Raw genomic sequence first — 12,742 nt, 5'->3', positions numbered from 1 at the left:
GGGCATGTGCGGCTATGCAGCGCGGTTCGTCGTCAGGCTTCACCTCGCATAACCGGCCATGCGCCGAGTTTATTCCCGCCGCCGCGCGCCGTTTGCAAAAAAAGCCCGGCAACGGCCCGCGCGCTAATACGCAGGCTGGTTCCAATAGTCTTCGCTCGCGTAAATTTCCTTCAGATAGTCGATGAAATAGCGCACCTTGGCCGGCACGTAACGCTGCTGTGGATAGACGGCGAGGATGTCGTAGTCGGGCAGCGCGAACTCGTCGAGCACCGTTTCCAGTTCGCCGCGCGCGAGCTGCTGCTGGATCTCCCACGTGGAGCGCCAGCCGAGCCCGAGCCCCTCGGACACCCAGCGGTGCAGCAGCTCGCCGTCGTTGCAGTCGAGCGTGCCGCCCACCCGCACCGTGACGAGCTTGCCGTTGCGGCGGAAATACCAGCCGCGGTTCTGGCCGCCTTGCAGGTTAAACGCGAGGCAGTTGTGCCGCGGCAGGTCTTCGAGCGTTTTCGGCTTGCCGTGCTGGCGGAAATACTCGGGTGTGCCGCAGACCACACGGCGGTTCGAGGCCAGTTTCACGGCGACGAAGTTGGGATCGACCGCGCCGCCGATGCGAATCGACAGGTCATAGCCCTCGCGCACCAGATCGACGACCCGGTCGGTCAGGTTGAAGGACACCTGCAATTCCGGCTTGTCGGCGAGAAACGCGGGCGCGAGCGGCGCGACGTGCTTGCGGCCGAACGCGGCCGGCGCCGAGACGATCAGGTGACCGTTCACCGCCCGGCGCCCGGCACTCAGTTCGTTCTCCGCCTGGTCCCATTCGGTCAGCAAGCCCCGGCAGCGCTCGAGAAACGCGGCGCCGTCCTCGCTGACCACGAGCCGCCGCGTCGAGCGGTACATGAGCTTCACGCCGAGACGCTTTTCGAGCGCGTCGATGCGCCGCCCGAGAATCACCGGCGAGACGCCCTCCTCGAGCGCTGCAGCCGCGAGGCTGCCCGCGTCCGCGACACGCACGAAGGTTTCGATCTGCTTGAAGCGGTCCATGCCTGTCTCCTCCTGGTTTCCACCGGCGCCGCCCTTTGCTCCGGCATTCCATACTTTTTGTTTCGAAATAAGCGACGCGGACTGATCTTATCAAACCTTTAGGTCAAGCCTAAAGTGCGTTCAACAGCCTTTATTTGCCAATTTCAGGACATTGAGGAGACATTCATGCCCAAGATGAGAGCCGTCGACGCCGCCGTGCTGGTGCTCGAAAAAGAAGGGATCGACACCGCGTTCGGCGTGCCCGGCGCCGCCATCAACCCGTTTTACTCGGCAATGCGCAAGGCCGGCAACATCAGCCACGTGCTCGCGCGCCACGTCGAAGGCGCCTCGCATATGGCCGAGGGCTACACGCGGGCGCAGCCCGGCAATATCGGCGTGTGCATCGGGACGTCCGGTCCCGCCGGCACCGACATGATCACCGGTTTGTACTCCGCCCAGGCCGATTCGATTCCTATTCTCGCTATCACGGGGCAGGCGCCGCGCGCGCGCCTCTACAAGGAAGACTTCCAGGCGGTCGACATCGAGTCGATCGCGAAGCCGGTCACCAAGTGGGCGGTGACGGTGCGCGAGCCTGCGCTCGTGCCGCGCGTCTTCCAGCAGGCCTTTCACCTGATGCGCTCGGGCCGCCCGGGTCCGGTGCTGGTCGATCTGCCGATCGACGTGCAGGTCGCCGAAATCGAATTCGATATCGACACCTACGAACCGCTGCCCGTCTACAAGCCGAAGGCAACCCGCAAGCAGATCGAGGCCGCAATCGCGCTGCTCAATGAATCTGAGAAGCCGCTGATCGTCTCCGGCGGCGGTGTCCTGAATGCCGCCGCCGAGGACCTGCTCGTCAGGTTCGCCGAGACGGTCGGCGTGCCGGTGATCCCGACGCTCATGTCGTGGGGCGCGATCCCCGACGACCATCCGCTGATGGCCGGCATGGTCGGTCTGCAAACCTCGCACCGCTACGGCAACGCGACGATGCTCGCGTCCGACTTCGTGCTCGGCATCGGCAACCGCTGGGCAAACCGTCACACGGGCAGCATCGACGTCTATACGAAGGGCCGCAAGTTCGTGCACGTCGACATCGAGCCCACGCAGATCGGCCGCGTATTCGGCCCGGACCTCGGCATCGTGTCGGACGCGAAGGCCGCGCTCGAACTCTTCGTGGAAGTCGCGAGCGAATGGAAAGCCGCCGGCAAGCTGAAGGACCGCAGCGCCTGGGTCGCCGATTGCCAGCAGCGCAAGCAGACGCTGCATCGCAAGACGCACTTCGACAACGTGCCGATGAAGCCGCAGCGCGTATACGAAGAGATGAATCAGGTCTTCGGCCGCGACACGTGCTACGTGAGCACCATCGGTTTGTCGCAGATCGCCGGCGCGCAATTCCTGCACGTCTACAAGGCGCGCAACTGGATCAACTGCGGCCAGGCGGGCCCGCTCGGCTGGACGATTCCGGCGGCGCTCGGCGTGCGCGCGGCTGATCCTCAGCGGCCCATCGTCGCACTCTCGGGCGACTACGACTTCCAGTTCATGATCGAGGAACTCGCGGCCGGCGCGCAATTCAAGCTGCCGTACGTGCATGTGGTCGTGAACAACTCGTATCTCGGCCTGATCCGCCAGGCACAGCGCGCCTTCGACATGGACTTTTGCGTGCAGCTCGGCTTCGAGAACATCAATTCGCCGGAAACCAACGGCTACGGCGTGGACCACGTCGCGGTGGCCGAAGGTCTCGGCTGCAAGGCGATTCGCGTGTTCAAGCCGGAGGAGCTCAAGCCGGCGCTGCAACAAGCGCAGTCGATGCTTTCCGAGTTCAACGTGCCCGTGATCGTCGAGGTGATTCTGGAGCGCGTCACCAATATTTCGATGGGCACGGAAATCGACGCGATCAATGAGTTCGAGGAACTGGCTGTGACGCGCGAGGACGCGCCGACCGCGATCAGCATCGCCGACTGAGGACTGACCCGACGACCGCGGTCACGCGACTACGCCCCGCAGCCGCGTGGCGCACGCGTGACGGGCACACGCCAATTCACTGACCGACCAGCGAGACCTACGCACCATGCCGAAATTCGCAGCGAATCTCACCATGCTCTTTAACGAAGTCCCGTTCCTCGACCGCTTTGCGGCGGCGGCGGACGCGGGCTTTCATGCCGTCGAATTCATGTTTCCGTATCCGTACAAGGTCGCCGAGTTGAGCGAGCGTCTTCAGCAAAACCGGCTCAAGCTGGTGCTGCACAACCTGCCCGCGGGCAACTGGGAAGCCGGCGAGCGCGGCATTGCGTGCCTGCCCGATCGCGTCACCGAGTTCCAGGAAGGCGTCGGCCGTGCGATCGAATATGCGAGCGCGCTGAAGGTGCCGCAACTGAACTGCCTCGTCGGCATTCCGACTGCCGGCGTGGACGCGGACGAGGCCCGCTCGACCATCGTCGATAACCTGCGTTTTGCGGCCGCCGAGTTGAAGAAGGCCGGCATCCGCCTGCTCGTCGAGCCGTGCAATGCCTACGACATTCCCGGCTTCGCGCTGAACCGTTCGAGCGAGGGCCTCGACGTGATCCGCGCGGTGGGTTCGGACAACCTGTTCCTGCAGTACGACATCTATCACATGCAACGGATGGAAGGCGAACTCGCCGCGACGATCAAAAAGCATCTGCCGCAGATCGCCCACATTCAACTCGCCGACAACCCGGGGCGCAACGAACCCGGCACCGGTGAAATCAACTACCCGTTCCTGTTCGATCTGCTCGACTCGATCGGTTACGACGGCTGGGTCGGCTGCGAATACAAGCCGCGCACCACCACCACGGCCGGACTCGTGTGGGTGCAAAGCGTGGCCGGGCAAACGCGCGGCGCCGCGCACGCGGCGGCCTGAGCGAGGCGCCCGGCAGCACGTCGCTCGAAGCGGGCGCAATGCGCCTGCGAACCACGTCCCTCGCGGGACCGCAAACAACACTGGAGATTCAGACACATGGCAAAGATCGGTTTCATCGGGCTCGGCATCATGGGTGCGCACATGGCGCGCAACCTCCTCAAGGGCGGCCACACACTGTTCGTGAACGGCGCGTATCCGGTGCCGGAAGACCTGGGCAAGAGCACGAACGTGGTAGCCGATTCGACCGCCGTCGCGCAAGCCGCCGATATCGTCATCATCATGGTGCCGGACACGCCTGACGTGGCCAACGTTCTGTTCGCCGACGACGGCGTCGCGGCCGGCCTCAGCGCGGGCAAGCTCGTGATCGACATGAGCTCGATCTCGCCGCTCGACACGCAGGCGTTCGCGAAGAAGATCAACGCGCTCGGCGTCGACTATCTCGATGCGCCGGTGTCCGGCGGCGAAGTCGGCGCGCGCGAGGCCACGCTCACGATCATGGTGGGCGGCCCCGAAAAAGCCTTCGCAGAAGCGAAGCCGCTCTTCGAACTGATGGGCAAGAACATCTCGCTGATCGGCGAGAACGGCGCGGGTCAGACCTGCAAGGTCGCGAACCAGATCATCGTCGCGCTGAATATCGAGGCGGTAGCCGAGGCGCTGCTGTTCGCCTCGCGCTCGGGCGCCGACCCCGAACGTGTGCGCAAGGCGTTGATGGGCGGCTTCGCGTCGTCGCGCATTCTGGAAGTGCACGGCGAGCGGATGACGAAGCGCACGTTCAATCCGGGCTTCCGTATCGAGTTGCATCAGAAGGATCTGAACCTCGCACTCGACGGCGCCCGCAAGCTCGGCATCGCGCTGCCGCATACCGCGAGCGCGCAGCAATTGTTCAGCGTGTGCGCGGCGAACGGCGGCAAGGCATGGGATCACTCGGCAATGGTCCGCGCGCTCGAAATCATGGCGAACTACGAAGTCGCGCAGGCGCCCGGGAGCGAAGCGAAAGCAGCGTGAGGCGGCGGCGCTTCTTCGCGGCTCGCGGATTCGCAGCGCCTGCCGGGGCACGGTGGTGGGCGTGAGGATCGGCGCGATGCGTCGAGAGGCGCCCCGTGCGCAGTCGCACTGACAGTTCACCGATTGCCGCTGACGCCGCTTCGCGCACGTCACGGCAATCGCAGGTGGGGCGCCCGGTTCGTCGCGCGGCATCGCGGCGGATCGGGCAAATCGAGCCGCTCTGGGCTGAGAGCGGCAAAGTGGGGTCCGCAGCGGCACCCGGCGGCGCCGGGGAAGCCTTGGTCGGTCAGACGTCGTCGTCGGGTGTCCGTCTGTCGGATTCATCATCCGCTTTTTATGCCGCTCGCTCATGCGCGGCAGCATTCCCGGCAGCCTCCTCAGCGGCTTTCTGTGTGGCTTCCCCCTACACCGCCGGTTTGCACGCCCGTTTGCATTTGCTTGCAACTTCGTGCCCGTTTCCCAACCTTTCTTGACAGTTCGCCGGACTGGTTTCTCCTACACTCGTGAGTCCGTTGCATGCGTGCGCCCTTCTTTTGCGCGCGAGCAACGACGACTGCTTAACCGTACGCACAGCATGCTTGCGTACCAACACGAGGAGTGTGATCGATGGGTATTCTCAGCTTCATCAAGGAAGCCGGCGAAAAACTGTTCAGCGCGGCGTCCACGCCCGCCAACGCCGAGGCGGCGCCGGCGGCGCCCGATCTTGCCGCGCTCAACAAAACTGCGGGCGATGCGATTGCCACGTACATCCGCAGCCAGGGTCTCGAGGCAACGAACCTGCAAGTCTCGTACGACGGCGCGAGCCACACCGTGACCGTCTCCGGCGAAGCTGCGGATCAGCCGACCAAGGACAGGATTCTCGTCGCAGCGGGCAATGTGCAGAACGTCGACAAGGTCGACGATCAACTGAGCGTCACCGCGCCCGCCGCGGCGCCCACGCAGTTTCATACGGTCGTGGCGGGCGACAATCTGTGGAAGATCGCCGAGAAGTACTACGGCAGCGGCGCGAAGAACGGCGTCATTTTTGAGGCCAACACGCCGATGCTCAAGAGCCCGGACAAGATCTATCCGGGCCAGGTGCTGGTGATTCCGCCGGTGCAATGAGCGATTGCAGGCGCTGCTTTTGCGGGCGCTTGCGGCGCGCGTACGCATAGACGGTGCCAAACGACAACGCGGCGCCCGAGTCACTCACTCGGGCGCCGCGTTTTTTATTCAATGCATGTGTCGACGCTGCACAGCGTCAATACATATCGAACGCCCTTTGCAGCGCGACCGGCCCTGTAGCGCCCGCGGCCAGGGCGAGCATCAGCAGCACGCGCGCCTTGTACGGGTTCAGCGAGCCGGCGCTGACAAAGCCGAGCGCATCGTCGGCGGCCGCGCCGTTGCGCATCACATGCCCTGAACCCACGCGTGACGAACGCACCACGGCGACGCCCTGCGACGCCGCGTCCGCCAATGCCTGCCCGAGCGACGCGTGAATCGAACCGTTGCCCGTGCCCGCCACGACAATGCCGCGCACGCCGGCCGTCACGAGCGCATCGACGGCGATGCGCGACACCCCCGCATAGCTCGCCACGATTTCCACATGCGGCCAGTTCGCGCCGATCACGAACTCGGTCGCGCGCGTGTGCGCACGCACGACGCTGCGCTGGAACTCCACCCGCCCGTCCTGCACCCAGCCAAGCGCGCCGATTTCCGGCGACTGGAACGCATCGACGGCGTACGTGCTCGTCTTGACGACATCGCGCGCGCTGTGAATCTTGTTGTTGAACGCGACCAGCACGCCCTGCCCGCGCGCCGCCGCATTTGCCGCCACCGTGACCGCGTTCAGCAGATTCAGCGGACCGTCCGCCGACAACGCCGACGCCGGGCGCATGGCGGCCGTCAGCACGATCGGTTTGTCCGACTTGACGGTCAGATGCAGCAGATAGGCGGTTTCTTCGAGCGTGTCCGTGCCGTGCGTGATGACGACGCCGTCGATGTCGTCGGCGGCAACGAGCGCGTTGACGCGTCGCGCGAGCGTGGTCCACAGCGGCATCGACATGTCTTTGCTGTCGATACTCGCAGTCTGCTCGGGCACGACGTGCGCCACCGTGGACAAGGCCGGCACGACCGACAGCAATTGTTCGACGCCGACCACGCCGGCCTGATAGCCGGCGGTGTTGGTGGCATCGGCAGCCGCGCCGGCAATCGTGCCGCCGGTCGCGAGCACGGCGATGCGCGGCAGCGGCGCCGCCGCGCGGGAGGAGGAAAAGGAAGTCTGTGTGTTCATGGCGGCGATTGTAAGCGATGACGCCCCGCCGTCGCGCGCCCTGGCGCTCCCCACAAACCCTCGTCTGTTCCGACCGTCAAGCCCTTACACGGCTTCGCGCAGCTGCGCGGCGATTTCCGCCTCGGTCAATTGCGGCGCGAACATCTCGATCAGACGGTACGCATACGCGCGCAGAAACGCGCCTTTGCGCAAGCCGACCCGCGTGGTGCTCGCCTCGAACAGATGCTGCGTGTCGAGCGCGACGAGTTCGCTGTCGCGCTTGGGGTCGTAGGCCATCGCCGCCACCACGCCGATGCCCATGCCGAGCTCGACGTAGGTTTTGATCACGTCGGCGTCGATCGCGGTCAGCACCACGTCGGGCAAGGCGCCGGCTTTCGCGAAGGCCTGGTCGATGTGCGAGCGGCCCGTGAAGTCCTGGTCATACGTGACAATCGGGAATTCGGCGATTTCGTCGAGCGTCAGATTCGGCCGGCCGACGAGCGGATGATTCTTCGGCACCACCACGACGTGATGCCACGAATAGCACGGGAAGGTGACGATGTCCGGGAAGCGGTCGAGCGCTTCGGTGGAAATGCCGATATCCGCCTCGCCGTTGATGATCATCTGCGCGATCTGCTGCGGGCTGCCCTGGCGCAGCGCGAGGTGCACCTTCGGGAACACTTCGGTGAACTGGCGGATCACCTTGGGCAGCGCATAGCGGGCCTGCGTGTGCGTCGTCGCGACCACCAGGTGGCCGCTGTCCTGATCCGCGAACTGACGCGCGACGCGGCGCAGATTCTCAGCATCGAGCAGCATCCGCTCGATCAGCTGATGCACCGCCTTGCCCGGCTCCGTGAGGCCCGTGAGCCGCTTGCCGCGTCGAATGAAGATGTCGACGCCGAGTTCGTCTTCGAGGTCCTTGATCTGTTTCGACACGCCCGACTGCGATGTGTACAGCACGTTCGCCACTTCGGTCAGGTTCATGTTCTGACGCACGGCCTCGCGCACAAAGCGCAATTGCTGGAAATTCATCTTGAAGTGTCCGGTTCAGCGAAAGTTGAATTATTGGAATAGGTCGCGTGGGATCGAAGCGCGCGCGTCTGCCGCTTGCGCGGTCACTGCGCCGGAAACACGCGCAGCGCGCGCGGCACGGCAGTCGCGCCGTCGCCGACTGCAAGCTGCAGCTCGCGCCATGCTTCGCGATCGAGTTCGGCTTCGAGCAGATTGCCCTCGCGGCCCGCCAGTTCGACGCGCACCGAGCCGCCGAGCGTGACGACACGCCGCACATCGACGACGATACCCTCGCGGCGTCCCGCCGACTGCGGATACAGCTGCAGGTCGTGCGGCCGCACATAGGCGAAAGCGGGGCCGCTGAAATCGCTGCTGATCGCCACCGGCAACGCCGCGCCGTCCACCACGAAACCGCTAGCGTCCACCTTGCCGTGCAGACGGTTCGCCGCGCCGAGAAACTCATACACGAACGACGTTTGCGGATGGTCGTACACGTCCTGCGGACTGCCGACCTGCTCCACGTGTCCGCGGTTGAGCACGACGATGCGATCCGCGACCTCGAGCGCCTCTTCCTGGTCGTGCGTGACGAAGATCGTCGAGATATGCAGGTCGTCGTGCAGGCGCCGCAGCCAGCTGCGCAGCTCCTTGCGCACCTTGGCGTCGAGCGCGCCGAACGGTTCGTCGAGCAGCAGCACTTTCGGCTCGACGGCGAGCGCGCGTGCGAGCGCGATACGCTGGCGCTGGCCGCCCGACAATTCAGACGGATAGCGTTGCGCGAGCCAGTCGAGTTGCACGAGCTTCAGCAACTCGTGCACTTTCTCGCGGATCACGGCTTCCGAGGGCCGCTCCTTTCGCGGCTTCACGCGCAGCCCGAACGCCACGTTCTCGAACACCGTCATATGGCGGAACAGCGCGTAGTGCTGGAACACGAAGCCAACTTCGCGCTCGCGCGCGCCCACCGTCGCCACGTCCTGGCCTTGCAGCACGACCTGGCCGCCGTCCGCGTATTCGAGGCCTGCGATCACGCGCAGCAAAGTGGTCTTGCCACAACCCGAGGGCCCGAGCAGCGCAACCAGTTCGCCCGGCGGAAAATCGAGCGAGACGTTGTCGAGCGCGACGAAATCGCCGAAGCGCTTTTGCAGGTTACGTACGGTGATACCCATTACAGCTCTCCTTGCTTGAGCGGGTGTTGCTGCGAGACCGGTGTGTTAAGCGGCAGTGCCGCGGTGGGCAGCGCTGCCGGACCGGCGTGCGCGGGCACGGCGTGCGCGTCCGACAGTTCCGCCGACAGGTGGCGCTCGGCGAGCAGCTTGAGCGCGAGCGTCACGAGTGCCAGCAAGGCCAGCACCGAGGCCACGGCGAATGCCGCCGAGAAGTTGTATTCGTTATAGAGAATCTCGACGTGCAGCGGCATGGTGTCGGTCTGCCCGCGAATATGGCCCGACACCACGGACACCGCGCCGAACTCGCCCATCGCCCGTGCGTTGCACAGAATCACGCCGTACAGCAGCCCCCATTTGACGTTGGGCAGCGTGACGCGGCGAAAAATCTGCCAGCCGGACGCGCCGAGCACGTGCGCGGCCTCTTCTTCGTCGTTGCCTTGCGCCTGCATCAACGGAATCAGCTCCCGCGCGACGAACGGAAACGTCACGAAGATGGTGGCGAGCACGATGCCCGGCACCGCAAAAATGATCTGCACGTTATGCGCCTGCAGCCACGGCCCGAACCAGCCTTGCGCGCCGAACATCAACACGTAGATGAGGCCCGAGATCACCGGCGACACCGAAAACGGCAGGTCGATCAGCGTGGTCAGCAAAGCCTTGCCGCGAAACTCGAACTTGGCGATGCACCACGAAGCCGCGAGCCCGAAACCGAGGTTGAGCGGCACCGCGATCGCCGCCGTGGTCGCCGTGAGCTTGATGGCGGCGAGCGCGTCCGGGTCCGCGAGCGACTCCAGGTAGAAACCGAGCCCCTTGCTGAGCGCCTGATAAAACACGGCGACGAGCGGCACCACCAGAAACAGCGCGAGAAACAGCAGCGCGACGCCGGTCAGGATCCAGCGCACCGCGGGCGGCTCGCTGACCGGATCCGGGCGGCGAGCGGCATTGAGCGGCGCGCGCGGGGCCGCGGCGGGCGAACTCGCAGCGCCTGCGTTCCCGATGCTATCGACGGAATGGCGATTCATTGCACACCTCCGCCAATGCTTGCGACACTCGTCACGCTCGCCGCGGCGGGCGCCGGGCCTGCGCTGCCGCGGCTCGTGCGGCGCTGCAAATACCACTGCAGCGTGTTGATGAAAAGCAGCATCAGGAACGACACCACGAGCATCACCACGGCGAGCGCCGTCGCCCCCGCGTAGTCGTACTGCTCCAGCTTCGTGATGATGAGGAGGGATGTGATCTCCGACTTCATCGGCACATTGCCGGCGATGAAAATGACCGAGCCGTATTCGCCGAGCGCGCGCGCAAAGGCCAGTGCGAAACCGGTGAGCAATGCCGGGAATACCGCCGGCAGCACGACGCGGCGAAACGTCAGCCAGCGCGACGCGCCGAGGCACGCGGCGGCCTCCTCCTGTTCGCGCTCGAACTCCTCCAGCACCGGCTGCACGGTGCGCACGACGAACGGCAAACCGATGAAGGTCAGCGCGACCAGCACGCCCACCGGCGTAAAGGCCACCTTGAGCCCGAGCGGTTCGAGAAACTGGCCGATCCAGCCGTTGCCCGCATACACGGCCGCGAGCGAGATGCCCGCCACCGAGGTGGGCAGCGCGAACGGCAGGTCGACCACGGCGTCGACGATGCGCTTGAACGGAAACCGGTAGCGCACGAGCACCCAGGCAACGAGAAAGCCGAACACCGCGTTGATCAGCGCGCCGCCCAGCGCCGAGAAGAATGTGAGCCGGTACGAGGCGAGCACGCGCGGCGAGCTGACCGCGCGCACGAACTGGCTCCAGTCGAGCGTCGCCGTCTTCAGAAAAGTCGCGGCAAGCGGGATCAGCACGACGAGGCTCAGATACGCCACCGTGATGCCGAGGGTCAGGCCGAAACCGGGCAGCGCGCTCGGCTTGCGGAAAGTCAACGTCGTCATGCTCGTTACTCGTTCAGTTGATGCTCGTGTTGCAGGCCGCCTCGATCCGGTCGGCCAGAAGCGCGCCAGCGGCGCGCTCCGGGGTGACGCGCAGCGGCGCGGCGCGTCGTGTTGGCCCGCCCGCGCCGGCTGCGGCGCGGGCGGGCCTGGGTTACTGCGGCTGGTAGATCGAATCGAACACGCCGCCGTCGGCGAAATGCGTCTTCTGCGCGTTGCTCCAGCCGCCGAACGTATCGTCGACGGTGTACAGCTTCAGCTTCGGAAACTTCGCGGTCAGCTCGGCCGGCACCTTGTTCGAACGCGGACGGTAGAAGTTCTTCGCGGCCATTTCCTGGCCTTCCTGGCTGTACAGGAAGTTCAGATACGCCTCGGCGAGCTTGCGCGTGCCATGTTTGTCGACCACCTTGTCCACCACCGCGACCGGCGGCTCGGCCAGAATGCTGACCGACGGCACGACGATCTCGAACTTGTCCGTGCCGAACTCCTTGACCGACAGGAACGCCTCGTTTTCCCACGCGATCAGCACGTCGCCGATGCCGCGCTGCACGAAGCTCGTGGTCGCGCCGCGCGCGCCGGAATCGAGCACGCCCGCGTTCTTGTAGAGCTTCGCGACGAATTCCTTCGCCTTCTGATCGTTGCCGCCCGGCTGATGCGCGGCATACGCCCAGGCCGCCAGGTAATTCCAGCGCGCGCCGCCCGACGTCTTCGGATTCGGCGTCACGATCGACACGCCCGGCTTCGTCAGGTCGTCCCAGTCCTTGATGTGCTTGGGGTTGCCCTTGCGCACCAGAAACACGATCGTCGACGTATAGGGCGACGCGTTGTCAGGGAGCCGCTTCTGCCAGTTCTTGTCGATCAAGCCTTTGTTCGCAATGGCGTCGATGTCGTAGGCGAGCGCGAGGGTCACGACATCGGCCTGCAGGCCGTCGAGCACCGAGCGCGCCTGGGCGCCCGAGCCGCCGTGCGACTGCTTGAACGTGACGGTCTCGCCGGTCTTCGCCTTCCATTCCTTGCCGAACGCCTGGTTCACGTCCTGGTAGAGCTCGCGGGTCGGGTCGTAGGAGACGTTGAGCAGCGTCGCGTCGGCCGCCTGCGCGTGAGAGATCGCGCCGAGCGCCGCCGCCGCACCGAAAGCCAGCGCTGCGATGAATGTTCGGGTCTGATGGGCCCGCCCCGTGTTCCGATGGTTCATGCCAGGTTCTCCGCGTGTTGGTTCGCCAGTTGCAGCGAGCGATGTTGTTCTGCGTCGGATCACGTGCACATGAGCGACTTGGAGGCCAGTCTATCGAAGGGCTTTCATCATTAAAAATAATGTTTGCTCATTTTTTAATACGCAAAAGTGGTAATGACAGCCGGATAAGGCGTTGCGGCATGAAAACGGGTGTTCAAGCGCCGTTCAGCGGCGCCATCACGTGACCGTTTGCGACGAACTTAAAGTAAAGCTTGAATTGCGCCGGATACTGTATAAAAATACAGCCACCTGTTCATACATA

Annotated in this window: 11 protein-coding genes; 4 read left to right on the top strand and 7 right to left on the bottom strand. The window is 64.9% G+C overall.

All coding sequences use genetic code 11. The features are described 5' to 3' along the window. Nucleotides 1–123: 123 nt before the first annotated feature. Nucleotides 124–1,038, bottom strand: a complete 915-nt coding sequence (locus tag HV711_RS08730) for a LysR family transcriptional regulator (protein ID WP_013588507.1) — start codon at nt 1,036–1,038, stop codon at nt 124–126. Nucleotides 1,039–1,203: 165 nt separating this feature from the next. Between HV711_RS08730 and gcl the strand changes: the two genes are divergently transcribed. From gcl to lysM, 4 genes are all read left to right on the top strand, one after another. Next, nucleotides 1,204–2,979, top strand: a complete 1,776-nt coding sequence (gene gcl / locus HV711_RS08725; RefSeq protein ID WP_035482436.1) for a glyoxylate carboligase — start codon at nt 1,204–1,206, stop codon at nt 2,977–2,979. A 106-nt stretch (nt 2,980–3,085) separates the two neighbouring features. Beyond that, nucleotides 3,086–3,895, top strand: coding sequence for a hydroxypyruvate isomerase (gene hyi, locus HV711_RS08720; protein ID WP_035482434.1), 810 nt, complete (start codon nt 3,086–3,088; stop codon nt 3,893–3,895). Between the two features lie 96 nt (nt 3,896–3,991). Beyond that, nucleotides 3,992–4,900: a 2-hydroxy-3-oxopropionate reductase gene (locus tag HV711_RS08715; protein WP_013588510.1), complete on the top strand. Its 909-nt coding sequence runs from the start codon at nt 3,992–3,994 to the stop codon at nt 4,898–4,900. A 606-nt stretch (nt 4,901–5,506) separates the two neighbouring features. Beyond that, the gene (gene lysM / locus HV711_RS08710; RefSeq protein WP_013588511.1) at nt 5,507–6,004 is read left to right on the top strand and encodes a peptidoglycan-binding protein LysM; all 498 of its coding nucleotides are present in this window, start codon (nt 5,507–5,509) and stop codon (nt 6,002–6,004) included. A gap of 136 nt (nt 6,005–6,140) precedes the next feature. Here lysM and HV711_RS08705 read toward each other — a convergent pair whose 3' ends face one another. From HV711_RS08705 to HV711_RS08680, 6 genes are all read right to left on the bottom strand, one after another. Next, entirely contained in the window at nt 6,141–7,172 is a 1,032-nt protein-coding gene (locus HV711_RS08705) for an asparaginase (RefSeq protein ID WP_035482432.1), read from the bottom strand. 84 nt (nt 7,173–7,256) lie between these two features. Beyond that, nucleotides 7,257–8,183, bottom strand: a complete 927-nt coding sequence (locus HV711_RS08700; RefSeq protein WP_028363247.1) for a CysB family HTH-type transcriptional regulator — start codon at nt 8,181–8,183, stop codon at nt 7,257–7,259. Between the two features lie 83 nt (nt 8,184–8,266). Continuing rightward, nucleotides 8,267–9,325, bottom strand: a complete 1,059-nt coding sequence (locus HV711_RS08695) for a sulfate/molybdate ABC transporter ATP-binding protein (RefSeq protein WP_035482431.1) — start codon at nt 9,323–9,325, stop codon at nt 8,267–8,269. Further along, the gene (cysW, locus tag HV711_RS08690) at nt 9,325–10,347 is read right to left on the bottom strand and encodes a sulfate ABC transporter permease subunit CysW (RefSeq protein ID WP_035482428.1); all 1,023 of its coding nucleotides are present in this window, start codon (nt 10,345–10,347) and stop codon (nt 9,325–9,327) included. The genes HV711_RS08695 and cysW overlap by 1 nt, the downstream gene beginning before the upstream one ends. After that, entirely contained in the window at nt 10,344–11,249 is a 906-nt protein-coding gene (cysT, locus tag HV711_RS08685) for a sulfate ABC transporter permease subunit CysT (RefSeq protein WP_015002716.1), read from the bottom strand. The genes cysW and cysT overlap by 4 nt, the downstream gene beginning before the upstream one ends. Nucleotides 11,250–11,400: 151 nt before the next feature. Next, a complete protein-coding gene (locus tag HV711_RS08680; RefSeq protein ID WP_035482426.1) occupies nt 11,401–12,441 on the bottom strand; it encodes a sulfate ABC transporter substrate-binding protein in 1,041 nt (346 codons plus the stop codon). Between the last annotated feature and the right edge of the window lie 301 nt (nt 12,442–12,742).

The organism is Paraburkholderia phenoliruptrix, from assembly GCF_902859825.1.
In the GTDB taxonomy this organism is placed as follows: domain Bacteria; phylum Pseudomonadota; class Gammaproteobacteria; order Burkholderiales; family Burkholderiaceae; genus Paraburkholderia; species Paraburkholderia phenoliruptrix.
This window is presented reverse-complemented; position numbering and strand designations above follow the sequence as displayed.

Coding starts and splice junctions, on each gene's coding strand:
- HV711_RS08730 (WP_013588507.1), bottom strand. CDS start 1,038: ATGGACCGCTTCAAGCAGATCGAAACCTTCGTGCGTGTCGCGGACGCG.
- gcl (WP_035482436.1), top strand. CDS start 1,204: ATGCCCAAGATGAGAGCCGTCGACGCCGCCGTGCTGGTGCTCGAAAAA.
- hyi (WP_035482434.1), top strand. CDS start 3,086: ATGCCGAAATTCGCAGCGAATCTCACCATGCTCTTTAACGAAGTCCCG.
- HV711_RS08715 (WP_013588510.1), top strand. CDS start 3,992: ATGGCAAAGATCGGTTTCATCGGGCTCGGCATCATGGGTGCGCACATG.
- lysM (WP_013588511.1), top strand. CDS start 5,507: ATGGGTATTCTCAGCTTCATCAAGGAAGCCGGCGAAAAACTGTTCAGC.
- HV711_RS08705 (WP_035482432.1), bottom strand. CDS start 7,172: ATGAACACACAGACTTCCTTTTCCTCCTCCCGCGCGGCGGCGCCGCTG.
- HV711_RS08700 (WP_028363247.1), bottom strand. CDS start 8,183: ATGAATTTCCAGCAATTGCGCTTTGTGCGCGAGGCCGTGCGTCAGAAC.
- HV711_RS08695 (WP_035482431.1), bottom strand. CDS start 9,325: ATGGGTATCACCGTACGTAACCTGCAAAAGCGCTTCGGCGATTTCGTC.
- cysW (WP_035482428.1), bottom strand. CDS start 10,347: ATGAATCGCCATTCCGTCGATAGCATCGGGAACGCAGGCGCTGCGAGT.
- cysT (WP_015002716.1), bottom strand. CDS start 11,249: ATGACGACGTTGACTTTCCGCAAGCCGAGCGCGCTGCCCGGTTTCGGC.
- HV711_RS08680 (WP_035482426.1), bottom strand. CDS start 12,441: ATGAACCATCGGAACACGGGGCGGGCCCATCAGACCCGAACATTCATC.